This window comes from Confluentibacter sediminis (genome assembly GCF_003258355.1).
Classification (GTDB): Bacteria; Bacteroidota; Bacteroidia; order Flavobacteriales; family Flavobacteriaceae; genus Confluentibacter; species Confluentibacter sediminis.
Genome location: NZ_QKPO01000019.1, coordinates 1 through 25,483, shown reverse-complemented (window position 1 = coordinate 25,483; position 25,483 = coordinate 1). Strand labels below are relative to the sequence as shown.

Sequence of the window (25,483 nt, the reverse complement as noted above, 5' to 3'; positions counted from 1 at the left end):
TATTTTTTCTAATTTGAAAGTAAAATTTGATACAGTTTTAACCTGAAATTTTAAAAGAATTGTTTATAATTATATAATAAACATTACTCATTATAGTGATATATTCACGCCAATATTTGCTTGTAAATAGATTATTGAAAATTTAACACAAAATGAGCTCCAAACTTTGAAAAAAGCAGCCAGAATTATTTTAAAAATCTTACTAATACTTGTTGCGCTTTTTTTGTTAATTGTGCTAGCATTACAAATTCCTGCTGTTCAAAATTTTGTTAAAGACAAGGCGGTTACTTATCTTGAAGAAAAGATAAAAACAAGGGTTGAAATAGGGTCTATTGAAATAGGTCTGCCAAAAAAAATCATCTTAAATGATTTTTATTTTGAAGATCAAGCAAAAGACACCTTGTTGGCAGGAAAATCTTTAAAAATTGATGTTAGCATATTTCAATTATTCCGTAATAAAGCTGAAATTAATTCTATTTATTTAGAAAAAGTAACAGCTAATATTAAAGTCAATAAAGATTCAGTTTATAATTTTGATTACATCATCAATGCATTTGAAACACCCAATGACCCAAAGGCAGATGATGAACCAATGGAAATTTCAATTCAGAAAATCAATCTTAATGATATTAAATTTACATATAAAGATGCTGTTTCTAAAAATAATTTAGACTTATTTGTCAATCATTTTGATACCAAAATAAACAAATTCGATTTAAACAATTTGTCTTTTGATGTTCCGGAAATAAATCTCAATGGATTAAAGTTTTATGTGGATCAGGATTTGGTTGCGGCTACTAAAAAAACCACAGAAAAGATTAAAGAGGACGCTGAATCACAAAGTTTAAACCTCAAACTAAAAAACATCCATCTTGAAAATATAGATGTAAGCTATAAAGATGCCATGACAAACCTAGATACCAAAATTCAATTTGAAAATCTAGAAACAAAAGTAGAAACCATAGATTTAGAAAAACAGAGGGTTGTTTTAAATTCCATTGAATTAAACAAAGCGAAGGGTTATGTTACTTTAAATAAATCGGATAAGGTATTAGAAGAAACCGTTGAAGAATCTTCTGGTTTGCCTTGGAAAATTAATTTGGAATCTGTTTCTATAACCGATGTTAACTTTGAATTTGATAACAATAATATAACACAAACTCAAAATGGAATTGATTATAATCATTTAGAAGTTAATGGTTTAGCCTTTAAAGGGAGGGCTATTGCTATTAATGAAAATTTATATGCTGGAACAATTGATACTTTTACTTTTAAAGAAAAAAGTGGCTTTCAATTAAATGAACTAGTTACAGAGTTTAATTATACGCCTACAGGAGCATTTTTAAAAAATTTATCGCTAAAAACACCACAAACTACTTTGCAAAATAGCATAGTTGTCACGTATCCTTCCGTAGAATCTATAAGCGAAAAACCAGAAGATATTGGTTTAAATATAAATCTAAAAGGCAGTAAAATTGGTTTTAAAGATATTTTATTACTGGTTCCAGAATTGAATTCAAATGATATTTTTAAAAACAATCCCAATGCCATTGTAAACTTCACTGCCATTTTAAAAGGAGCGCTAAATGATTTAGAAATCAATACATTCCATGCTTATGGCATTGGTAACACAAAAATTGATTTAAAAGGTAGTATAGTGGGTTTGCCAAATATTGATAAAAGTATGTTTGATGTTACGATTCTAAATTTTGAAAGTTCATCAAAAGACATGTACGCCTTTACTCCAAAAAATACCATCCCCAATACTATTCAACTCCCCGAAAAGTTTAATGTTAATGGATATTTTAAAGCTAGTACCCATGTGTTTGAAACCAATTTAGATTTAAAAAGTACTCTTGGTAATGCCGTTTTAGAAGCCACATTCGATCAATCTCGGAAAAATAACGAAAAGTACATGGTTGATGCTAGTGTGGAAAATTTTGATTTGGGAATATTCATGAAAAACAACCAGTTTGGAAAAGTTACCGCAAATGCCACTATTCGTGGTCGAAGTCTCGATCCATCAATAGCGACGGCGAAACTGACTTCAAAAATTGTAACAGCTCAATTCAATAATTACAATTACCATGATATAAACATGGATGGACGCATTGATAATGGGCTGTTCGTAGCAAATGCCAATGCTTCAGACCCAAACATAACTTTTGTTTTAGATGCTAAAGGATCTTCCAACAGCGAAAAACCGACTCTAGATTTAAAGCTTACTATTGATATTTTGGATTTAAATAAACTGAATCTTCATGCCGGGGCTTTAAAAATGAAAGGCAACATAACAGCAAATTTTGATGATTTAAATCCAGATAATTTGAATGGCACCCTCAATGCCAATAATTTTCTGGTCGCTTTAGAAAAAGAGCAATTCCCTTTAGACACTATAAGTTTAAGAGCCATTTCAAATATTGAAAAAGATTCAATAATCTTGAAATCTCAATTTGCTAATGGATTGATTTCAGGAAATTATAAATTATCCACCATAAGCGATCAATTGATTAATTCAATTTCAAAATATTATCAATTTGACAAAAAGTATATTAAGAATGAAGATAACCAGCATTTAGATTTTGAATTCACGATTAAGGATAATGCCATTACAAAAAAAATAATTCCAGAAATAACCGAGTTATCTGAAATCACACTCAACGGAACTTACAATGCTGTTAATGATTCAATTGTAATAAATGCTTCCATTCCAAGATTAAACTATGCTAATAATGAAATTTCAAATGGTGTTTTAAAAGTCAATACCCAAGACAATGCTTTAGTATATGATGTGTCTTTTAGAAACATTAAAAATTCCCAATTTGAAATTCCCAGAACAATCTTAACCGGTAAAATAAAAGACAATACAATCGATTATCAATTAAATATTAAAGATTTAAAAAACAATGATGCCTATTTGATTTCCGGAATTTTTAAAGACAGTTTAGGGGCTTCAACAGTTCACTTTAATCCTGAAAAACTACTTTTAAATTATGAAGATTGGACAATCGACGACAATAATTTTATAAAGTTTGAAGAAGAAGGCATGTTAATTTCTGATTTCAAAATTCAAAAAGACCAGCAATCTTTTTCAGTTCAATCAGAAAAAAATGTTGCGAATGCCCCAATTATGGTCGCTTTTAAAAACTTTAAGTTGGAATCCTTAACTAGTATAGCCAAATCTAATTTTGAAGTTGGTGGAACTATAAATGGAGAAACTACTATTAAAAATACGAATACGACCCCGTTATTTGTAGCTGATTTAAATATTGAAAATTTCAAAGTAAAAAATGATACTATAGGAAACCTTGCTCTAAAAATAGATAATGAAACGGCAAATTTATATAAAGCAAATGTGGGGTTAACAGGTTTGAATAATCAACTAAATATTGATGGAAATTATAATATCAGTAACCAAAATCTAGATTTTATTGTTGATATAGAAAAGTTTCAAATGACATCGATACAACCTTTTACCTTAAATAATTTAAAAGAAAGTGAAGGTTATTTAAATGGAAAATTGGAGGTTAAGGGCCAAGCCGCAAGCCCTAATGTAAATGGTCATATTAAATTTAATGCAGTGGGTTTTGTTGTAGTACCATTAAATTCAAAATTCAAATCCATTGATGATGACATTACTTTTAATACCAATAATATTGTTTTCAATAATTTTAAATTACAAGATGAAAATGATAACCCTCTGAGAATAAATGGTGTTATAAATACCCAAAACTATACTAATTTAGGGTTTGATTTAAAGGTGATTGCAAATAATTTTAAAGCGGTTAATTCTGATGCAAAAGATAATGATCTGTTTTATGGAGAATTGTACCTTGATAATGACTTAGCTATTAAAGGAACCATGGATAACCCAATTATTAATGGAACGGTTAAAATAAATGCAGAGACAAAATTCAATATAGTATTACCACAAAGTGATCCCTCAATTGCGGACAGAGAAGGTATTGTTGAATTTATAGACCAAGACCAACCTGTTTTGATTACTGTTGAAAATAAAACAAAACAAATAACCCAAACAGAGGTTAAAGGTATAGACGCTTCGGTAAATATCGTAGTTGATAAAAAAGCAGAGATTTCTATCATCATTGATGAAGCAAATGGTGATTACTTAAAACTTCAAGGTGATGCCGAATTAACGGGAGGTATTGATCCTTCTGGAAAAACAACTTTAACAGGTAAATATGAATTTACTGGAGGTAGTTATGAAATGAATTTCAATTTAATAAAAAGAAAATTTGATATACAACCTGAAAGTTATATTCTATGGACGGGTGAGCCTACAGATGCAAATATAAGTATAACAGCTGTTTATAAAGTAGACGCATCTCCTTTGGATCTGGTAGACGATCAATTAACAGGAATAAGTGCAGAAACCAGAAATACTTACAAGCAGAGAATTCCTTTTGAAACCAATTTAATAATGAAAGGTGAACTGATGCAACCCAAAATCACTTTCGATATTGTTTTGCCTGAAGGAAATAATAACGTTTCTACCGAAATAATCAATACAACACAAGCAAAACTAGAACAGATTAGGCGTGATGAAGATGCGCTTAATAAACAAGTGTTTGCGCTATTGCTTCTAAATCGTTTTATAGGTGAGAATCCCTTTGAAAGCCAAGCAGGCGGTACAAGTGGTACTTATCTGGTTAGACAAAGTGCTAGTAAGATTTTATCGCAGCAGTTAAATAATTTGGCGGGCGATTTAATAAAAGGTTTTGAACTAGATTTTGATATTCAGGCCACAGAAGACTATTCCTCTGGGCAAAAAGAAGATAGGACCGATTTGAATGTGGGACTTTCAAAACAATTATTTAACGACCGATTAAAAGTTACTGTCGGGAGTAGTTTTGGCATAGAGGGTGGTCAGCAAAAAAACGAACAAGCCACAAATATAGCAGGAGATGTTACGGCCGATTATTTAATTACAAAAGATGGTCGTTATAAATTGAGGGCTTACCGAAAAAATAATTATCAAGTGGCTTTACAGGGTCAGGTTATTGAAACTGGCGTTGCATTTATAATAACTATGAACTATAACAAGTTTAGAGAGTTATTTCATAATAAGCGTCATGGTAAGAGACAAAATATTAAAAAGAATGAAGGTTAATAATTATATAACACTGCTTTTTTCGGTTACTATACTTATAGGTTGTAGTGGTACTCGTAACATTCCAGAAGGTGATTTGTTATATATAGGTCATAGTATTGAGGTTGAAAAGGGAAAAGAGTCTGCAAAAATAAGAAGGAAAATAACCTCTGAATTAAATGATTTAATTCGCCCCATACCTAATAAATCTATTTTTGGAATGCGACCAAGCATCTTTTTTTACAATTTGGTTGGCGAGGTTAAAAAAGATAAAGGATTTAAACATTGGGTAAAATATACTTTAGGAAAAGAACCCGTATTAATGAGTGACGTCGATTTGGAGTACAATAAAAAGGTGATTCAGAACTATGTAGAGAATAATGGTTTTTTTAATGCGGAATCTAAAGCGGATTCAACCCGTACAGGAAAGAAAGCAAAAGCCAATTATAGGGTTAATTTGCACAATCAATATAAAATTAAATCGGTTGTTTTTCCTAAAGACTCTATGCTTTTAAGTGAAGAAATAAATAAATTACAAGAGAAAAGTGTTTTAAAAGTAGGGGAGGCTTATAATTTAGATGCCATAAAGAATGAAAGAGCAAGAATGGATGCTAAACTAAAAGAAAGAGGCTTTTATTATTTCAATGAAGACTATCTTTTAGTTCAAGTAGACAGTACGGTTGCCAATCATGAAGTTGATTTACTGGTAAAAATAAAAAACGATATTCCTGAAAAAGCGAAAAATCAATACAAAATCAATAACATTTTTGTCTACCCTAGTTTTAATTTAAAAAGAGATACGATGTCTACAAGGGTCATGGATACGGTTAAGTACGACGATCTTAACATAATTGATAACAAAACCGTTTTTAAGCCTTTTATTTTTGATAAAACATTATTATTCAATAAAGGGGATTTATATAATAGGACGACTCATAATTTATCATTAAATAGGTTGATTACATTGGGTACTTTCAAGTTTGTTAAAAATGAATTTAAAGAAAATGATTCCTTAAAAAATCAATTAGATGCCTATTACTATTTAACACCATTGCCTAAAAAATCAATTCAATTGGAAGCATTAGCTAAAACAAATTCCGCTAATTATTCTGGAACCGAATTAAATATTAACTGGAGTAACCGTAATACTTTTAAAGGGGCAGAATTATTAAAGGTTTCGGGATTTGCAGGATTAGAAGTGCAAGTTTCCGGGCAAAATAATGGGTTTAATGTTTACAGGTTTGGGGGAGAGGCAAGTTTAACATGGCCTCGATTTATCTCACCTTTCAAAATGAGTTCTGGAAGTGCTTATGTTCCAAATACAAAAGCAGCTTTAAGCTATGAGTATCAATTGAGAACGAAACTTTATTCTTTAAAAACATTTAATGGCTCATTTGGATATATTTGGAAGGAAAACGAAAGGAAAGAACACAATCTTAATGTGGTTAATATAGCTTATACATCATCCAATAATGTTTCCGATCTATATCAGTCTAAAATTGCGGAAAACCCTTCCTTACAGAAAGTTATTGATAAACAATTTATTATAGGTACAACGTATAGTTATACGTATACCAATACCATGTTGAAAAACAGGAAAAACAATATTTATTTTAGGGGAGGTGTTGATTTGTCTGGAAATTCTCTAGGGTTGGTAATGGGAGCCCATGATACAGATAATCCCAAAAAAATATTGGGAGTTCCATTTAGTCAATATTCAAAATTAGAATTAGAATTTCGTCATTATTATAATTTTGCAGAGGAAACTACATTAGCGAGCAGAATTATTTTAGGAGCAGGCATTCCTTATGGAAATTCTAAAGATTTACCTTTTATAAAACAATTCTTTATAGGAGGGACGAGTAGTATTCGAGCTTTTAGAGCCAGGTCTATTGGTCCGGGAACATTTAATGGAAATGAAACTACAAATTCTTTTTTACCAGACCAATCAGGAGATTTGAAATTGGAGTTTAGTACAGAATTAAGAACTAAAATATATAAAATAGTAAAAGGTGCCGTATTTGTTGATGCAGGAAATATATGGTTGTTAAATGAAAGTGATGAAAAACCAGGGGCTAAATTCTCGGGCAAATTTTTAGATGAATTGGCCGTAGGAACAGGTATTGGATTACGATTTGATTTTGATTTCTTAGTACTTAGAACAGACTTGGCGTTTCCTTTAAGAAAACCCTATTTACCAAAAGGTGATCGATGGGTCATGGATGATATTGATTTTGGTAATAGCTCATGGAGGAAAGAGAACCTAATATTCAATTTAGCAATTGGCTATCCTTTTTAAATCATTATTTTATTCATGTTTCTCATTCTACTGTGTGATTTCAATGGTATTGTATAACAAAATCATGAAATGTTGTAAATCTTAGCGTGAAAAAGGGTGTAATTTTATTCCAGCATTTTATGAATAAAATTATGTCAAAAAAACACCATCAAGCTAACAAACTATCTTTAAATCTTTCCTCTTTTATTCCTACATTAAAAGAAAAAGGGATATTGTTTTTCATGGATGTAGCCAATGTCGTGGCATATTTAAAAATAGTATTTAGAAACCTATTTGCCAAAAGGTTTGAATTTCAGGAATTTTTGAAACAATGCTATCAAATAGGCAATAAATCAGTTGGGTTAATTTCTATTACGGGTATTATTATAGGCTTGGTTTTAACCATTCAATCCAGACCGCCCTTAGTCGATTTTGGAGCTGTGGCTATGTTGCCAGGTATGGTTGCTATTTCTATAATTAGAGAAATGGGGCCCGTAATTACTGCTTTAATATGTGCGGGAAAAATAGGTTCCAGTATGGGTGCAGAATTAGGTTCTATGCGAGTAAGTGAACAAATTGACGCCATGGAAGTGTCTAATACTAATCCCATAAATTTTTTAATCATCCCTCGCGTTCTTGCCGCCACAGTAATGATCCCCGTACTTACTTTGTATGCCGATGCTATTGGGATTTTTGGAAGTTGGTTAGGCATTAATATTAAGGATAGTATAAGTATAAAATTATTTTTAAATCAAGCTTTCACCCAAGTAGATTTTATGGATATCGTTCCAGCCGTCATAAAATCGTTCTTTTTTGGAGCCGTAATTGGGTTGGTAGGATGCTATAAAGGCTATAATGCAGGGAGAGGAACAGAGAGTGTGGGTATTGCTGCAAATTCTGCAGTTGTAACAGCATCCTTATTATTAATTATTGTAGACTTAATTGCTGTACAAGTAACCGATTTGCTATAATGGAAAAGAATACTAAAAAGGTCATTATCGACATCAAAGACCTAAAAAAGAGTTTTGGTAATCAAAAGGTTCTTGATGGTATCACACTGCAGCTTCATGAAGAAGAAAACTTAGTTGTACTGGGTAAATCAGGCTCAGGAAAATCGGTTTTAATCAAGTGCATTGTAAATCTTTTAGAACATGATGAAGGCAGCATCGTTGTTGGAGACTATGAGTTAACGGATATTAATGAAGAGGATTTGGTGGAGGTGCGTAAGAAAATAGGATTTCTTTTTCAAGGAGCTGCACTTTACGATTCTATGACAGTGAGAGAAAATTTAACATTTGCGCTTTCACGGTTGAATAAGAGTTTTTCAAAAAAAGAGATAAATAATAAAATTGTTGAAGCATTGGACAATGTAGGGCTTCCAGATTCTATAGATAAAATGCCTTCAGAATTATCTGGTGGGATGAAAAAAAGAATTGGTTTGGCAAGAACCTTAGTAGTAAACCCTAAAATTATTTTGTATGATGAGCCCACAACAGGCCTAGATCCCATAACGTCGTATGAAATAAGTCATTTAATAAACGATACTAAGGCTAAATTTAATAATGCATCCATAATAATTACACATGATATCAACTGTGTAAAAACAGTTGCTGATAGAATTGTCATGATAAAAGAAGGAACCGTTTATAAGGAAGGTAATTTAGAGGAATTCATTAAAGATGAAGACCCATATATTCAATCATTTTTTAAATAGAGAATTATGAAAACAACAAATAACTCATACAAAATAAAGCTAGGGATTTTTGTGTCTTTAGGGGTGTTAATACTATTTGTAATTATTTTTTTTATAGGTAGCCATCAAAATTTATTTAGTTCAAAATTTAAAATCAATACCAATTTTGGTAATGTAAGCGGATTGCAAGTTGGTGGTCAAGTTCGTTTTTCTGGAATTTCAGTTGGGAATATTGAAACCATCGAAATTATCAATGATTCTACGGTAAATGTGATAGCAACTATTGATAAGAATGTGAAAAGCTTCATTAAAAAAGATAGCAAAGCCTCCATCGCATCGGAAGGGGTTATTGGAGACAAAATTTTAATAATTTCTCAAGGAAGTTCAAAATCACCTGAAGTTAATGATGGAGATAAAATCAAATCTTTTGAACCTGTCGAGTTTGATGATATTTTATCATCTATTAAAGTTAGTGCAGAAAATGCAGAAATAATAACCGATGAATTGGCTACCATGTTAATAAGCATCAATGAGGGAGAAGGCACCTTAGGAAAATTACTTAATGATGAAGGTGTGGCTAATGATTTGGAAAAAACTATGGAAAATTTAAAAGAAGGCTCCAAAGGATTAGAACAAAACATGGAAGCTGCCAAACATAACTTTCTTTTAAGAGGGTATTTTAAAAAGAAAGAAAGAGAAAAAGAGAAAGCTAAAAAGGAAGCTGAAAAACAAGCAGAAAAAGAAGCAGAAGAAAAAGCAAATCAATGATAGGCTATAAACAAATTATGGATTATGCCTTACAATAAGTATCAAATTATTATCAAAATAAATTCTTAAATAAAAAAATCATGAAAAAAATGACTAAAATTTTTGCTTTATCTATATTGTGTATTTTCAGTTTTATAAATCTTGCAATAGCACAAGAAACCGATGGTTATAAAAGAAATTTTAAATTTGGGGTTGGACTCAGTGGAGGTTTACCCTTAAACGATCCCTACAATTTTATTGTAGGAGGAGATGTTAGACTTCAGTATAACATATCACAATCATACTCATTATGCTTAACAACAGGTTATAATAATTTATTTGTAGATAATGAGGAGCCCAATTTTGGTTATGTGCCAGTAAAAGTTGGTTATAAAACGTTCTTGTTTAAAAATGAATTTTATGTCATGGGAGAAATAGGAGGTGCTTTTTCCACTACTAAAGAGTATAACAACAATTCCATGCTTTTTTCGCCAAGCATTGGTTATGCTACAAAGTATGTAGACATTAGTGTGAGATATGAATTTTTAAAGGACTTTCCTATTGTTAAAAATAATGTAGCAGATAATGGTTTAGCCCAAGTGATGCTTCGTTTGGCATACGGATTTGATTTGTAGTAAATTAAAATAAATTAGGGGTGAATTTGTAGTTGTTGTAATTTAATATTTGTAAAATATGAGATATTATCATTCAAAAAAGGTAGCATGACAAGAATTAGAACAGTAAAATTTTTTAAATGAATTCACAAAAACATACCGGCACATTCAAACTTAAGCACCTACCTTCACTTGTTATAGAAACGTATAAAGCTTGGGATGCGAGCGATCCCTTTAGGTTAAGTGCTGTAGTTGCTTATTATGCGGTTCTTTCACTTCCTGGTTTATTGGTTATCGTTATTAACGTCGTCGGTTCGATTTGGGGAGTAGATATCATTCAAGGTCATTTAACAGACGAAATTTCAGGGGCTTTGGGAAGAGATACAGCAGACTCCATCCAAGCTATGATGGTAGAAACCCAAAACAATGATAAGAGTACCTTAGCCACCATATTAGGCGTTGCTACTTTAGTTTTTGGGGCTACGGGAGTTTTCTATCATCTCCAATTATCGCTTAATCAAATTTGGAGAATAGCCCCGAGCAGTAATTCTAGTTTTAAGAAAATGATATTGGATCGAGCAAGAAGTTTTGCTTTTATCTTAGCCATTGGTTTTTTATTATTAATAAGTTTTTTAATTACCACAGCTATTTCCGCATTAAATGATTATATTCGAAGTATTCTCCCAGATATTATTGTTTATATTGCCTTTGCACTCGACATTATAGTTTCAATAGCAATTATAACTGTTTTATTTGCCCTTATTTTTAAATACCTTCCAGATGCTAAAATTAAATGGAAAACGGTATGGATAGGTGCATTAATAACTTCGGTTTTATTTGTGATAGGGAAATTTCTCTTAGGACTCTATTTTGGTGAGGCAAAACCTGGTTCTACTTATGGTGCGGCAGGAACCGTTGTGTTAATATTACTTTGGGTGTCTTATTCCTGTTTAATTTTATTTTTTGGAGCAGAATTCACATGGGTTTTTTCTAAAAGATATGGGCTGGGAATTCAACCAAACGCAAAAAACAAATGACAAAAGGATGTAAACTTTAACTTCATATAAAAGATATATAAATAGATGAAAGATAGATTTTCTTTAGAAAATACAATAAGTAAGCTCTGGGATAAGCTAGAAGGTTGGCTAGATGCCATTATATTAAAATTGCCAAATTTTGTTTTAGCAATTTTGGTTATGGTACTTTTTTATTTTATAGCTAAAGGCATTCGGAATTTATTGCGAAAATTTCTACTAGTTCGAATAAGTCAGAAATCCATTCAAGATATCGTTGCGAAAATGGTTTTTGTCACCATATTTTTAGTTGGTTTTTTTATTGCTCTAGGCGTGTTGAACCTCAATAAGGTTTTAACAAGTGTACTTGCGGGTGCAGGAGTAGTAGGTCTTGCTGTTGGTTTGGCGCTTCAAGGTACTTTAAGTAATACTTTTGGAGGCTTGATATTGTCATTTATGCCCAATATTAGAATTAATGATTTTATTGAAACGAATGATGCTAAAGGTTTTGTGTCTGAAATTAGCCTTCGTAATATAGTCTTGCGTCAACCCGATAATAATTATGTGGTGATTCCTAATTCAAAGTTTATTGAGAATGCGTTTACAAATTATTCTTTAAGTAAACGTAGTAGGATTTCTTTAGGTTGTGGTATAGGTTATGAAAGTAATTTACAGGATGTTGAAGATTTAGTAATGCGGGTTATATCTGAAAATTTTGAACAAAAAGAAGGAGAAGGTGTGGAGTTTTTCTTTACAGAATTTGGTGATAGTTCCATAAATTTCATCATTCGTTTTTGGGTCGATATGGTGAGTGCAAAGCAAGACTATGAAGCAAAGCATAAAGCCATAAAACTTATTAAGGCTCATTTTGATAAGGAAGGTATCAATATTCCTTTTCCAATTCGTACATTGGATTTTGGGAAAAACAGATTGCGGTTGGATGTTGATAAATAAGAAAACGAATAATAAAATCCTAAAAATAAAACAAGGCTTCAAAATCAAATCTTTTTGTTCGATATGAAGCCGTGAAGTTACCTGTGAATCGTTGTTTATTTATTAACGTATACGGTTTTTATGTTTACAAATTCATGAATCCCTTCAATAGATAATTCTCTCCCATATCCAGAGGCTTTTGTGCCTCCAAAGGGTAATCTTGGATCGGACTTTACCATCTCATTAATAAAAAAAGCGCCATCTGGTATTTTAGAAATGGTGTGCATGGCTTCTTTAATATTTTCTGTAAACAACATGGTTCCCAACCCGAATTTTGAATTTGTTGCTAGTTTTAGAGCGTCTTCTAAATTGTCAACTTTAAAGATGGGTGCTACAGGACCAAAAGTTTCTTCTTTAAACACAGCCATTTCTTCTGAAACGTGGGTTAAAATAGTTGGGGCAAAATAGGCTTTCTCTCTTGTGTTTCCAATCATAACTTTAGCCCCCTTTTCAACAGCATCATTAACTTGTTTTTCTAAATCTAAAGCCAAATCTTCGCGTGCCATCGTCGCTATGTCTGTGTCCTTTTCTAAGGGATTTCCAAATTTTAGACCCTTTACTTTGTTTGTGAATTTCTCAACAAACTCATCATAAATACCTTGAGTCACTATAAAGCGTTTTGCGGCGATACAGCTTTGACCTGTATTTTGCATTCTAGCTTTAACCATAGTATCTAAATACTTGTCTAAGTTGGCATCGTCTAGAACAATACAAGCATTATTCCCTCCAAGTTCAAGTACCGATTTTTTAAGGTTTTCTCCTGCTATTTTTGCAATATGCCTTCCAGCTTTTTCGCTACCAGTTAATGACACTGCTTTTATAATATCATCTTTTAAAAGATTTTCTACAGCCTCATGATTAGTTAGTAGGGTTTGAAAACATCCTTTTGGATAGCCTGCCTCTTCAAAAATTTCCTGAATCGCTAATGCGCATCCACTTACATTGGAAGCGTGTTTTAATAATGTGGTGTTGCCAGATGTTAAGGTAGGCACAGCAAACCTGAAAACTTGCCAAAAAGGATAATTCCATGGCATAATAGCTAAAACAACCCCTAAAGGATCGTAACTAATAAAGCTTTCATGGGCATCAGTTTCTATAATTTGATCAGCTAAAAATGATTCAGCATTCACTACATAAAAATCACATAGAAAGATACATTTGTTTATTTCAGCAATACTTTCGTTAATGGGCTTTCCCATCTCAAGTGTAATAAGTTCACTTAAATAGTCAATACGTTGTTCTAATAGATTACTGACTTCAGATAGTAATTCTGTTCTTTCTTTAATCTCTTTTTCTTTCCATGCATTAAAAACGTCATCAGCTAATTTAAGTTTCGTTTTGATTTGTGAAGGAGTGTCAAAATCATAAACTTTAATTACTTCTTCGTTATATGGGTTTATAGTGGTTATGTTTTTTGGCATAATTTTGTTATTTAAGTCTATAAGTTACTAGTTTTTTTAGAATATTAAAAGTGTTTTTAAAGAACCAAGCGCTTGAATTTTTTAAATTACTATAAATGAAAGCAATATAATGCATGTGAATAGCTATTTTTTAATTCGAAAAGGAGTCGTTTTAATAGTCTTGCATCATATTTATTAAGTTTCCTTGATAGGAATTTTTTGAAAAAACTCAATGTTTTTTATCACGTTATCGATAAGTATATTATGATGTGTAGTTTACTGATAATAAAAATCAGATCGAAATTTAAAACAATTGAATAGGAAGCTTTTATATTTTAAAAGTATCTTTTCATTTGTTTATGTCCAAATTTAAATATAAAAATCAGAATAAAATGGTCATCTTTAAAAGCCTTTCTGATTTTTGTAAATGCAATGCGCATCTGGGCTTCAATTGTTTTTACGGAAATATCGAGGAGCTCTGCAATATCTTTATAACGTAATCCTTCTATCTTGTTCAGTTCAATAATTCTTTTGCACTTAGGGGGTAAAGATTCTATGACTTCCTTTATTTTGGCAATACGCTTTTCTTGGATTTCTGTATTTTCTTCAATACGTTCTTGAAGCGCGCGTTCCCATATAGATTCCAATAGTTTTACTTGACGCTTTTCCTGATATATGCTGTCTATATAACGGTTTCGTGCAATACGATAAATATAATTTTTTGGGGATTTATTTGGATCAAGTTTTCCCCGATCTTCCCATAAATCTATAAAAGCCTGTTGAACCAAATCCTCTGCTTGGCTATGGTCGTGTGTATAAGTAATGATATAAGCCAATAAAGGTTGATAAAGCTTTTCGAATAGTCGTTTGAAAGCTTGCCGATCACCATTTATAAGAGCTACTACATCATAATTTTCACCCATCAGAAAGTTGTTTTTATCCTAAAATAATAATAATCTCAGTAAAGGTTAAAAAAATAATTAAAATTCCATTAAGGGTTTTTTATATTTTTTGAGCATTACTTACATAATCTTTAGCTTTTTTTAAAATTGTCTATTTTTAATTCAATACTTTAAGTTAATTCGTTAATTATTTGTAAAAAATAAACCACTAAATACTAAACAAGACTACCATTTAAAACATGAAACATTTAATTATTAAGTTATTTACAGATAGTATCTCCGAACCTGAAAAAGAAAAACTTCTTAACTGGTTGCGGGAGGAAGATAACCTATCTATTCTTAAAAATTATATTCAACATGATTACGATCTAAATAAGGCTTTGGTAAAACCTGATATAAATAGGGCCTATGAAAGTCTCATAAAACGGATTGAAACTTTGGAGCGTCCTGAAGAGGTGTTAGAAAAAACAAAACCAGTGGTATCTATTTTTAGAAAGTCTTGGTTTAAATATGTAGCAGCTGCTACTGTAGTTAGTTTTTTGGTAAGTGGTTATTTTTTTCGTAACAGGTTAGAAACAGTGTTTCCCAAACCCATAATAGTTAATAATACTATTAAACCAGGTAATGATAAAGCAACCCTGACTTTGGAGACTGGAGAAACTATAGCATTGGAAAAAGGGAATATCTACGAAACTCAAAACGCTACTAGTAATGGTAAAGAAATTATTTATCATGCGGGAGAAAAAAGCAACACTGAAATCGCTTATAATACATTGACCATTCCTAGGGGGGGTAAGTTTTATATTATGTTATCCGACAGTACTAAGGTTTGGTTGAATTCTGAATCTCAACTTAAATACCCTGTAACTTTTAATGACGGCCAATTAAGACAAGTGGAGCTTGTGTATGGTGAAGCTTATTTTGAAGTGTCACATAGTACCGAACACAAGGGATCTCATTTTAAAGTAATGCACAACAAACAGGAAGTTGAGGTCTTGGGAACAGAGTTTAATATTAGGGCCTACAAAGAAGAAACTAATATCTATACCACTTTGGTAAAAGGTAAAGTAGAGGTAAGCTTTGAAAACCAAAGAAAAATATTAAAACCAGAAGAGCAGTCAAATTTGAATCCAACTACAAAGGTTTTAGATATTACGAATGTTGATGTATACGATCAAACCTCGTGGAAAGTAGGAGTGTTTAGTTTTAAAAGAAAGACACTTAAAGAAATTATGCAAGTTTTATCGAGATGGTATGATATGGAAGTTGTTATTGAAAATAAATCTATTGAAAACAGAGGGTTTAATGGTGGGCTTGGGAAAGATCAGGATATTATTGAAATTCTTCAAACCTTAAAACAATTTGGAGCTGTAAATGAGTATCAGATTAACAATAAAACAGTAATACTAAAATAAAAAAAAGAGACCGAAGTGTAATCATTTGGCGGTGAGTAAACTTCGTGTCTCTAATATGAGTAATTAATTAAACGAATGTCTAACTAATCCAAAACAAATTTATGGAATTTAAATTAATTAAATGCTGTTACCATTTTCGGAAACGGTTACTTCTATTTTTTATGAGAACATTTATCTTTTTAATGAGTACAATGCTTTATGCTTTAGGAACCAATAGCACTTTAGGGCAAGAAATAGTATTCATAAAGTCAAGTAAGGAAAGATCGGTAGATGAAGTATTTGATATTATAAAGAAACAAACCAAATATCATTTTATCTATGATCAAGATTTAACACAGAAAATCCCTAGCGTATTAATAGAGAGAGGAAAGATAAGTGTTATAGAGCTTGTAAAGAAAGTGATAAGGAATACGAACTATGATTTTTTAGTGTCAAATGATAATACCATTTTGATAAAAGAAGATGGATTTAGTATCGCTGAACAGGACAAATTAATTTCTGGAACAGTTGTAGACCAGTCAGGAAATCCAATTCCAGGTGTTACAATTATTATAAAAGGCACCCGCAAAGGGATTTCTTCTAACTTTGATGGACACTACAGTGTTACAGTACCCTATGCTGCAAGCGTATTGGTGTTTTCTTATATAGGCTACCGAACCCAAGAGGTTGTAGTTGGTAAGCAAACGATTATAAATGTAATTTTAGAAGAAGATATAGCCGATCTTGATGAGGTTATGGTGATAGGCTATGGTACTTCCACGCGCAGGGAACTGACAGGATCGGTTGAACGGATTGGTGCTGAGGAGATTCAGCAGCAAGTTGTAGCGAGTCCCCTTCAGTCCCTTCAAGGACGAATGACTGGGGTAGCTATAACGCAATCTACCGGGCAGTTGGGCACTTCTATCAATGTTCAAATCCGGGGGATCAATTCAATTGCCTCGGGAAGGGAACCGTTGTATATAGTCGATGGGGTACCTGTTACCAATGAGTCGTTGGCGGGATTATATTATCCCAGTGATTATATAGCTACTGAAACTATTCCTCAGGTAACATCTAATCCACTGAATAGTATTAACCCCGATGATATTCAAAGCATAGAAGTACTTAAAGATGCCTCCGCTACCGCGATATATGGTTCGCGAGGATCTAATGGGGTGGTACTGATTACTACAAAACAGGCACGTGCAGGTGAAAGTCGACTGGATGTTAACTATAGTACAAGCATGAGCAGCGCAACAAGAATTACGGAGATGCTTAATACAGCGCAGTATGTGTCACTTCGCCAAGAGACCATGGATTTCAATAACATAACGCCAACAGCATCAGACTACCCTGATCTGACCGTTTGGGATCAGAGTGTGAATAGAGATTGGGGAAAATACAATTACGGCAACACTGGGCTCAGGCAAAATGTGCATGCACGCTTAACCGGAGGGTCTGTAAATACCCGTTATTTGTTGTCTGCAGGGTATCTTGCTCAGGGAGATATTACACCCGGAGATAGCAGGGAGAAACGACTTAGTACAGATATGAATATACAGCATACTTCAGACAACGAACGCCTTAATATCGACATGAGGGTAAACTACAGTTATCACAACTTGGATATTCATAAAAACGGGAATTCCATGTTGCTACCTCCACATTACCCGCTGTATGAAGAAAACGGAGAACTGTATTGGCGGCCAGATGCACAGCCAAATCCAGTGGCATTGTTGGCGTCTACCTACAAAAGCGATACGTACAATATGATAGGAAGTGTCGACCTACGATATGAAGTATTAAAGGGACTGAACCTAGGGGGGGTGGTCAGTTATAACCGGCAGCAATTAAAAGAAACCGAGTTGAAACCATTATCAAGTGTTAATCCATTTAGCTTTAATCCACAAGCTAACTCAGCTTTCGGACAAGGGGGCATCCAATCTGTTAATATTGAGCCTCAGGTTCGCTATGAGACAGATATTAATAAGGGACGCCTTGAAGCTTTGTTGGGGGCCACATGGAATCTAAGAAGCCAAAACCGGGAATTACTGTCATTTTCAGGTTTTACCTCTGAAGCGCTGCTCGAGAGTTGGCAGGGGGCAAGTTCTATTGACTATGTTAATAATACTTCCAGTGAGTATCACTACCAGTCTATTTTTGCACGTATCAACTACAACTGGGATGATCACTATATATTAGACCTCTCTTATCGACGCGACGGATCTTCTCGATTTGGTCCCGACCGTAAATGGGGAAACTTTGGTGCTATCGGTGCGGCATGGCTGTTCTCACACGAGGATTTTATACGAGAGGCACTTCCCGTGCTCAGTTTTGGTAAACTTCGTGCTAGCTATGGGGTGACTGGCAATGATCAGATTGCTGATTATGGGTACCTTGGATTGTACAGTTCCGTATCTTTAGCGGGACTGGTGGATGGTAAAACCTCTCTCTTGCCAACTGTACTTGCAAACAATGAATACAGTTGGGAGAGTACCAGTAAGCTGGAAGCGGGGCTGGAACTTGGATTTTTCTCAGAACGCCTGTTAGTAGAGGCTACTTGGTTCCGAAGCCGTACAGATGATCAATTGGTAGCCAACCCGTTGCCGATACAGACCGGGTTTTCCTCATTCCAGAACAACTTGCCTGCCCTTGTTGAAAACCGGGGCTGGGAGTTTGAACTGCAGACAACAAACATCAACGCACATAATTTTTCTTGGCGGACTTCATTTAATATTTCGATCCTGAAGAATGAGTTGCTTAAGTTTCCGGATTTGGAATCATCCAGCTATTCTAAACAATATGCGATAGGGGAACCGCTAGACAGAGTAGTTGTCTTTAACCTAGAACGCATTGATTCCGCGACTGGAGAAGCAATCTATACGGATGTAAATGAAGACGGTATAATTAATGAAAACGACCGGGTGTTTAATGTCGGGCGTCTGAGTCCACGAACCTTTGGAGGGCTGGGAAATATGTTTCGATATAAAGGCTTGCAATTGGAGGTTTTCATTCAATTTGCCCAGCAATTGTCAACTACTTGGCGAAATTACCTCGAGTCACCCCTGCTAGGTCAGAACTTACCCGTCTATGTACTGGGCGAATATTGGACCGGGCCAGGGGATGAGGATGCTACCCTACCCAACCTCTCAAGTGAAAACGGTAATATTGCCAGTTTGGATTGGCACTACCCTATGCGTGATTCACAGTTAGGTGTAAAAGATGTTTTTTATGCTCGTTTGAAAACAGTTAATCTTTCTTGGAATTTTCCAGTAGATTTAGTATCGAAAATCGGATTAAGGGACGCTCAGTTGACCATATCTGGACAAAACTTGTTGACCTATGTTAACAAAGAACTTGGAAAAGACCCGGAGTTGAATCTGTGGTATAACACACCTATTTTGAAAACGTGGACTATGGGTTTAAAACTTTCCTTCTAAACAAATAACAAATACAAAAATAGTCATGGATAATATACAATTAAGGAATATAATAGTAATGTTATTAGCTGTATTTTTTACAGCATCTTCGTGCAGTGACTTTCTGGAGGCTGAGCTACCGAAGGATCAAATCACTGAAGAGACAGTGTTTCAGAATGCTGGGGCGATCGAATCGGCAGTAAGGGGCATATATTTGAATTACGGTCGGTCATTACCTGCGGGTGCCACGCGAACCCAAATGACCACGGCTTTAACTTCGGATGAAGCTTATGGTTATTACACAAATAGCGAATATGATTACTATGCTAGGAATGCGTATGATGCGGAATCCGGCTCAATGATCAGTTACTTGTGGAATCAGTATCAGACGATTTACATGGCAAATACTATAATCGAAAAAGTACCCGGCTCCACAGTGCTTACTGAAGCTGTTCAGCGGCAATATGAGTCGGAAGCCAGATTTTTACGCGCTATTGTTTATTACTATCTGGTAAGTACATATGGTGATGTGCCTCTGGTACTTACTACAGATGCAAAAGTCAATGCACTCAAGCCGCGCGCACCGAAAGCAGATATTTTTGAATCCATCGTTAACGATTTGGAAATTGCCATAGATCTTGTGCCAGAGGAGTTCGTTAGCCCGCACCGTGCGGATAGTAAGTGGCCAGCGCGTGCGATACTGGCCCGCGTTTATCTCGATATGGAAAATTGGATCGGAGCCGAAGCAATGGCTACTACTGTTATTGAGGAAGGTCCTTTTGTGTTGGAAAAAGAAGATTTACATCAAGTATTCAAGCGGGGAAATGCTGAAATAATATTTGCTCCGAAGATCGCGGGAGATACAGATGGTCTTCTAACTACTTACGCATTAGATACACGACCTTTTTTCGGAACTGTTTCGGTAATTTTGAGAGATGAATTAATCGCCGCCTTTGAAGCCGGTGACGAGCGCTTCAACAATTGGGTGGATATTACTCCGGATGGATATTACTACCAGTCCAAATATGTGAATGAATTGTTCACAACCCCAGATGAACCGGAAGATTTAATTGAACTCAGGTTAGCCGAGCAATTCTTAATTCGTGCTGAGGCCAGGGCGAGACAAGGGAACATCACGGGGGTAAATAGCGCTGAATCTGATGTAAATACCATTCGGGAGCGGGCCCATCTAGGAGCAACCCAAGCGGTAACACAGGCGGAGATGATTGATGCTATTATGCAGGAACGGAGGGTAGAGCTTTTCTTTGAGGGGCATCGCTGGTATGACCTCAAAAGAACCGGGCAGATAGATGCCGTGCTGGGCGCACTCAAAGGCACTGACTGGAGTTCCTATAAGGCATTATGGCCTATCCCGCTTTCGGAGATACGAACTAACCCGAAGCTTGTGCCCAATCCGGGATATTAGTCATATACCACACTACTGTCGACGGAATAACTGGCAGGTATTCCTACCAAATTTTTGATCGGTTCGAAGATAAAATATAGTTTAAAACCGGAGTTCACAACGGGAATGATACCGCTGTATTTTAGCTTGTGAAAACTTTGATGGAACAGGCTTAATAAGAGAAGCCTAGTGTAAAATGAATGAGGTATAATTAGTCACTTGCGTAGATGATGAGGACAAACCGTAAAGATCTTTCTCAAACTTAATTTAAATACTTAATCTAAATAATATGAATAAAATATTTTTAGCAATACTGTTGACCCTGTTAATGGCCACGGGCACTTACGCTTCAGGCATCGAATTTTTTGAAGGGACGTGGGCCGAGACTAAAGAAAAAGCCAAACAGGAAAATAAGCTCATCTTTGTTGATGTCTACACCGACTGGTGTGGGCCGTGTAAATGGATGAGCACTAACACATTTCCTAATGAAGAGGTAGGTAAATTTTATAACGAAAACTTTATCTCAGTAAGGGTCAATATGGAAAAGGAAGGTGATGGCGTTGCTTTTGCAAAAGAATATAATATACCGGCAGTCCCCACCCTTCTCTATATTGACGGCAAGGGCGAGTTAATGCATCAGTTTGTTGGAAAGTTAGATCCTATGTCATTTATTTCTGAGGGGAAAGTTGCATTGGATCCAGAAAGGCGTTTGGCAGCGTATGAAGAAAAATATAAAAAGGGAGAAAGAGATCCTGAATTTATCCGTGCCTATATTAAAGTACTCTCAGATGCTTCTATGAACTCAAATGAAGTAACTGACTGGTATTTATTCACACAAAAAGAGGAAGCTCTTCTTTCTAAGGATAATTTTGAACTTATCAAGAAAACAGCCAACTATGTCAGTTCCCCTCAATTTCAATTTGTGATAAACCATTATGATAGCTATAAGAAGCTGGTAAAAGCGGAAGAAGTGGATAATTATATAGGCCTGATGTTTAAGGTCGCCTTAAAACTTGCAGCTCTCCAAGGAGATGAGGCTTATCAGCAAAAAATAAATGAGATCAGAGCCATGAGTAATACTCATGCTGAAAAGGTAATAGCCGAGGAGGGTGTTGACAAATCTTTTAATGGCGAGCATTATAGTGACTATGTCACAAAAGCAAATGAATATCTCAGGACATATGAGTGGGATAATGCCGCATCGCTACACAATTACGCCACTGTGGTCAGCCAGCTGGAGATCACTGATAAGAAGATAATTGAAGCAGGAATTAGTTGGATAGAAAGGGCAATGGAACTCGACAATTCATATACTTACCACTATACTCATGCCTGCTTATTATATAAAGTAGGTAAAGGTAAGGAGGCATTGAAAGCTGCTAACACTGCGTTGGAAATGGCAGGAAATGAAGAGGAAGACAGAGAGAAAATAGTTTTATTGATACAGAAAATTAAAGAACTGTAATGAATAGCAGTCCTCTTTTATTAAAAACTTTCTAAATAAAATAATTACACAACAAACAGTTAAGAATTTATTCTTAAGAAGATAAACATCAATTAATATATCATTTTCATGAAACGTATTTTAATATTTACATTTTTATTAGGTATTTCTCTTTCATTTAGAGGCTTTGCCCAAACGCTTAATTATAGTGCGAACTTACCTGTTGACCAGACCATTAAAAAGGTGTTTTGGTAAATGGAATGACCTACTATATAAAAAATACCAATGTTGTAAAAGGCGCGGCGAGTTATTACATCATACAAAATGTAGGTTCTATTTTAGAAAATGAAGAACAACGAGGATTAGCGCATTTTTTAGAACATATGGCTTTTAACGGCACGGAACGTTTTCCAGGAAAAGGGATTTTGAATACCTTGCAAAAACACGGTGCCGTGTTCGGTAAGGACATCAATGCCTACACATCGTTCGATGAAACGGTTTATAACCTAAACGACATTCCCACAAAAGATGGTCTGGTCGATATTTGTTTGACAGTACTAAAAGATTGGTCTAATTATTTATTATTGACAGATGAAGAAATTGATTCAGAACGCGGTGTTATTAAAGAAGAATGGCGCACAGGTCAAAATGGTGGAAGGCGTCTTTTTGAAAAGGCTTTGCCTATTACATTTAACCATTCAAAATATGCCGATAGAATGCCCATAGGATTGATGTCCGTTATTGACGGGTTTGATTATAAAGCATTACGTGATTTTTATCATGATTGGTACCGGACAGATTTGCAAGCTATTGCTGTTATAGGTGATGTGGACATTGATGAGATTGAACAAAAAATCATAGAGAGATTTTCAAAAATTCCAGCGGTAGAAAACCCTAAAAAGCGTATTGTAATAGATGTGCCAGACAATAAAGACATGGCATATTTTTTTGGCACAGATCCAGAAGTGTCATCAGCATCTATTAGTTTAGGTATTCGTCATAAAAAATCATTAGAAGCGGAGACTACTGCCGATTTAAAGCGGACGTTATTAGAATCTATGACGATGAACATGTTGTCTGCAAGAATTTCAGAAAGATCTCAAAATCCAGATGCTACTTTTTTAGCCGCTCTAGTTAGTTATGGAGAATTTACTAGAACCTCCAATGCTTTCAATATCGATATTTATCCTAAAATAAATAAACAATCAGAGGCTTTTAAAGAGGTGTTGACCGAAGTGCAAAGAACTGTGAAATTTGGCTTTACACAATCAGAGATAGATAGATCTGTTTCAGGTTTAAAGAGTTCTTATGAAAATCAAATTGCCAAGAAAGAGGATGTAAGACACGATCAAATAGAGCAAACTATTCAAAATAATTTTTTATCTAATAGCACTATGACAGATGTTGAGAAAGAGTATGAAATAGCAAAGCAGATATTTAATGTAATTACCCCACAGGAACTCCATGAAACAATAGAGAGATTGTATTCTCAAGAAAACAGGTATTTAAATGTGACGGGTGTTGAAGGTCAAGATAATTTAACAGAAATCGAAGCTAAGCATATTATAGAGGGTGTTGAAAACGATGCTATTTTACAACCTTATACTGAAGCGTTAGCTGGAAAAACATTAGTGTCAGACCTAAATATTAATCCTGGAACAATTTCTAAAACAGAAGTGAACAAAGATTTAGGAGCTACCACATACACCCTAAGCAATGGCATAAAAGTTCACTACAAATTTGTAAATAAAGAAAAGGATAAGGTATCTTTAAGTGCTGTTAGCTACGGAGGAACCTCCCTTTTAAGTGATAATGAGTTGCCATCTGCTAATTTGTTAGGTGATTTAATTTCAATGTCTGGGTTGGGTAATTTTAATACCACAGACATACAGAAAATATTAACAGGAAAAACCGCGAATGTTAACATCAGTCTTGATGATATTACAGAGTCCCTGTCGGGATCTTCAAATACAAAGGATGTAGAAACCATGTTGCAAATGGTGCATTTGTATTTTGTAAAGCCACGATTCGACAAAGATGCCTTTCAGGTTTTAGAGAGTAATATAGATGATTACATTGTTAGAAGAAGTAAGGATATTGGTGAGAAAATGAGAGATAGTTTGACCGTTGCTTTATACGGTAAAAACAATCCCAGAAAACGAATATTTAATAAAGATTATGCTGATGCCGTTTCGTTTGAGAAAATTAAAACGATTTACAATGACCGCTTTGCCGATGCTTCAGATTTTGAGTTTTTTATTGTGGGAGATGTTAGTGAAGATCAATTAAAACCTCTTTTGGAAAAGTATATAGCTAGTTTGCCAACAAAGAACATTAAAGAGACCTATAAAAACAATAGTGCAGAATGGGTATCCAACAAAATAGATAAAGATATTTATTTGACTATGGAAGACCCTAAAGCAAACGTAAATATTGTCTATAAAAAAGATATGCCATACACAAAGAATAATGAAATCTATACCAATGCCTTAGGTGATATTTTACAATTACGGGTTACTGAAATTGTAAGGGAATCTGAGGGCGGAGCTTATAGCCCAAGAGCGAATGCTTATTTTACAAGAGAACCAAAATCGCAGGCATACGTGTCTTTTGCATTTGATTGTAATCCAGATATGGTAGATAAATTAGTAGATATTGTTAATGGAGAACTTCAAAAAATAGCAAATGGGGAGATTAAAGATGATGATTTAAATAAAACAAGAACGAACTTCCTAAAAGAGCGTGAGCAAGCTAAAGATAAGAACGGGTATGATATGCAAGTACTTACTTCTTACTTTAGATATAACGAAAACATAAATGATCCAAAAAACTTTCAGGATATTGTAAATAATATGTCCAAAAAGGATATCCAAAATATGGCAATACAAGTACTTGATAGTGGAAAGTCTTATGAAGTCGTATTTAAACCCAAACAATAAACCCCATATATGAAAAAATTTATTTTCTTTTTAGCACTTTTAACTTTTAGCTTTTCGCAGGCTCAAATCCTAAAGCCCGTAAAGTGGACGACATCAGTAGATAAAATATCAGATACAGAATACGAATTGGTG

At 34.2% G+C, this 25,483-nt stretch carries 16 protein-coding genes; 14 read left to right on the top strand and 2 right to left on the bottom strand.

The genetic code is table 11. The features are described 5' to 3' along the window. Nucleotides 1–166: 166 nt before the first annotated feature. The 8 genes from DKT72_RS15605 (at nt 167) to DKT72_RS15570 (ending at nt 12,409) form a co-directional block, all read left to right on the top strand. Nucleotides 167–5,131 carry a translocation/assembly module TamB domain-containing protein gene (locus DKT72_RS15605; RefSeq protein ID WP_111309675.1) on the top strand — a complete coding sequence of 1,655 codons (4,965 nt, stop codon included), beginning with the start codon at nt 167–169 and terminating at the stop codon, nt 5,129–5,131. Further along, nucleotides 5,121–7,409 carry a translocation and assembly module lipoprotein TamL gene (gene tamL, locus DKT72_RS15600; RefSeq protein WP_220628138.1) on the top strand — a complete coding sequence of 763 codons (2,289 nt, stop codon included), beginning with the start codon at nt 5,121–5,123 and terminating at the stop codon, nt 7,407–7,409. Before DKT72_RS15605 ends, tamL begins: the two co-directional genes overlap by 11 nt. Nucleotides 7,410–7,540: 131 nt before the next feature. Further along, nucleotides 7,541–8,359, top strand: coding sequence for an MlaE family ABC transporter permease (locus DKT72_RS15595; protein ID WP_235841741.1), 819 nt, complete (start codon nt 7,541–7,543; stop codon nt 8,357–8,359). Continuing rightward, a complete protein-coding gene (locus DKT72_RS15590; RefSeq protein ID WP_111309673.1) occupies nt 8,359–9,102 on the top strand; it encodes an ABC transporter ATP-binding protein in 744 nt (247 codons plus the stop codon). Before DKT72_RS15595 ends, DKT72_RS15590 begins: the two co-directional genes overlap by 1 nt. 6 nt (nt 9,103–9,108) lie before the next feature. Then, nucleotides 9,109–9,849, top strand: a complete 741-nt coding sequence (locus tag DKT72_RS15585; protein WP_111309672.1) for an MlaD family protein — start codon at nt 9,109–9,111, stop codon at nt 9,847–9,849. Between the two features lie 89 nt (nt 9,850–9,938). After that, complete coding sequence (locus tag DKT72_RS15580; protein ID WP_235841740.1) at nt 9,939–10,463, top strand: hypothetical protein; 525 nt, start codon at nt 9,939–9,941, stop codon at nt 10,461–10,463. Nucleotides 10,464–10,582: 119 nt separating this feature from the next. Further along, a complete protein-coding gene (locus DKT72_RS15575; protein ID WP_111309670.1) occupies nt 10,583–11,479 on the top strand; it encodes a YihY/virulence factor BrkB family protein in 897 nt (298 codons plus the stop codon). 45 nt (nt 11,480–11,524) lie between these two features. Then, complete coding sequence (locus DKT72_RS15570) at nt 11,525–12,409, top strand: mechanosensitive ion channel family protein (protein ID WP_111309669.1); 885 nt, start codon at nt 11,525–11,527, stop codon at nt 12,407–12,409. 95 nt (nt 12,410–12,504) lie between these two features. On the opposite strand, the gene DKT72_RS15565 is transcribed toward DKT72_RS15570, so the two are convergent. Together DKT72_RS15565 and DKT72_RS15560 are read right to left on the bottom strand one after the other, a co-directional pair. After that, complete coding sequence (locus DKT72_RS15565; protein ID WP_111309668.1) at nt 12,505–13,869, bottom strand: NAD-dependent succinate-semialdehyde dehydrogenase; 1,365 nt, start codon at nt 13,867–13,869, stop codon at nt 12,505–12,507. Nucleotides 13,870–14,183: 314 nt separating this feature from the next. After that, complete coding sequence (locus DKT72_RS15560) at nt 14,184–14,771, bottom strand: RNA polymerase sigma factor (protein ID WP_111309667.1); 588 nt, start codon at nt 14,769–14,771, stop codon at nt 14,184–14,186. A 218-nt stretch (nt 14,772–14,989) separates the two neighbouring features. On the opposite strand from DKT72_RS15560, the gene DKT72_RS15555 reads away from it, so the two are divergent. The 6 genes from DKT72_RS15555 (at nt 14,990) to DKT72_RS15535 (ending at nt 25,351) form a co-directional block, all read left to right on the top strand. Further along, nucleotides 14,990–16,165, top strand: coding sequence for a FecR family protein (locus DKT72_RS15555; protein WP_111309666.1), 1,176 nt, complete (start codon nt 14,990–14,992; stop codon nt 16,163–16,165). Nucleotides 16,166–16,326: 161 nt separating this feature from the next. Continuing rightward, nucleotides 16,327–19,584: a SusC/RagA family TonB-linked outer membrane protein gene (locus DKT72_RS15550; protein WP_162623336.1), complete on the top strand. Its 3,258-nt coding sequence runs from the start codon at nt 16,327–16,329 to the stop codon at nt 19,582–19,584. 25 nt (nt 19,585–19,609) lie between these two features. Then, nucleotides 19,610–20,989 carry a RagB/SusD family nutrient uptake outer membrane protein gene (locus tag DKT72_RS15545; protein WP_111309664.1) on the top strand — a complete coding sequence of 460 codons (1,380 nt, stop codon included), beginning with the start codon at nt 19,610–19,612 and terminating at the stop codon, nt 20,987–20,989. A 268-nt stretch (nt 20,990–21,257) separates the two neighbouring features. Then, entirely contained in the window at nt 21,258–22,433 is a 1,176-nt protein-coding gene (locus DKT72_RS15540; RefSeq protein ID WP_111309663.1) for a thioredoxin family protein, read from the top strand. Between the two features lie 108 nt (nt 22,434–22,541). Then, nucleotides 22,542–22,667, top strand: a complete 126-nt coding sequence (locus DKT72_RS18620) for a hypothetical protein (protein WP_262510079.1) — start codon at nt 22,542–22,544, stop codon at nt 22,665–22,667. A gap of 5 nt (nt 22,668–22,672) precedes the next feature. Next, nucleotides 22,673–25,351 (top strand): M16 family metallopeptidase, encoded by a 2,679-nt coding sequence (locus DKT72_RS15535; protein WP_235841739.1) that lies wholly within the window; start codon nt 22,673–22,675, stop codon nt 25,349–25,351. Nucleotides 25,352–25,483: the final 132 nt, after the last annotated feature.

Coding starts and splice junctions, on each gene's coding strand:
- DKT72_RS15555 (WP_111309666.1), top strand. CDS start 14,990: ATGAAACATTTAATTATTAAGTTATTTACAGATAGTATCTCCGAACCT.
- DKT72_RS15570 (WP_111309669.1), top strand. CDS start 11,525: ATGAAAGATAGATTTTCTTTAGAAAATACAATAAGTAAGCTCTGGGAT.
- DKT72_RS15575 (WP_111309670.1), top strand. CDS start 10,583: ATGAATTCACAAAAACATACCGGCACATTCAAACTTAAGCACCTACCT.
- DKT72_RS15550 (WP_162623336.1), top strand. CDS start 16,327: ATGAGAACATTTATCTTTTTAATGAGTACAATGCTTTATGCTTTAGGA.
- DKT72_RS15595 (WP_235841741.1), top strand. CDS start 7,541: ATGTCAAAAAAACACCATCAAGCTAACAAACTATCTTTAAATCTTTCC.
- DKT72_RS15560 (WP_111309667.1), bottom strand. CDS start 14,771: ATGGGTGAAAATTATGATGTAGTAGCTCTTATAAATGGTGATCGGCAA.
- DKT72_RS15590 (WP_111309673.1), top strand. CDS start 8,359: ATGGAAAAGAATACTAAAAAGGTCATTATCGACATCAAAGACCTAAAA.
- DKT72_RS15545 (WP_111309664.1), top strand. CDS start 19,610: ATGGATAATATACAATTAAGGAATATAATAGTAATGTTATTAGCTGTA.
- DKT72_RS18620 (WP_262510079.1), top strand. CDS start 22,542: ATGAAACGTATTTTAATATTTACATTTTTATTAGGTATTTCTCTTTCA.
- DKT72_RS15585 (WP_111309672.1), top strand. CDS start 9,109: ATGAAAACAACAAATAACTCATACAAAATAAAGCTAGGGATTTTTGTG.
- DKT72_RS15580 (WP_235841740.1), top strand. CDS start 9,939: ATGACTAAAATTTTTGCTTTATCTATATTGTGTATTTTCAGTTTTATA.
- tamL (WP_220628138.1), top strand. CDS start 5,121: ATGAAGGTTAATAATTATATAACACTGCTTTTTTCGGTTACTATACTT.
- DKT72_RS15540 (WP_111309663.1), top strand. CDS start 21,258: ATGAATAAAATATTTTTAGCAATACTGTTGACCCTGTTAATGGCCACG.
- DKT72_RS15535 (WP_235841739.1), top strand. CDS start 22,673: ATGACCTACTATATAAAAAATACCAATGTTGTAAAAGGCGCGGCGAGT.
- DKT72_RS15565 (WP_111309668.1), bottom strand. CDS start 13,869: ATGCCAAAAAACATAACCACTATAAACCCATATAACGAAGAAGTAATT.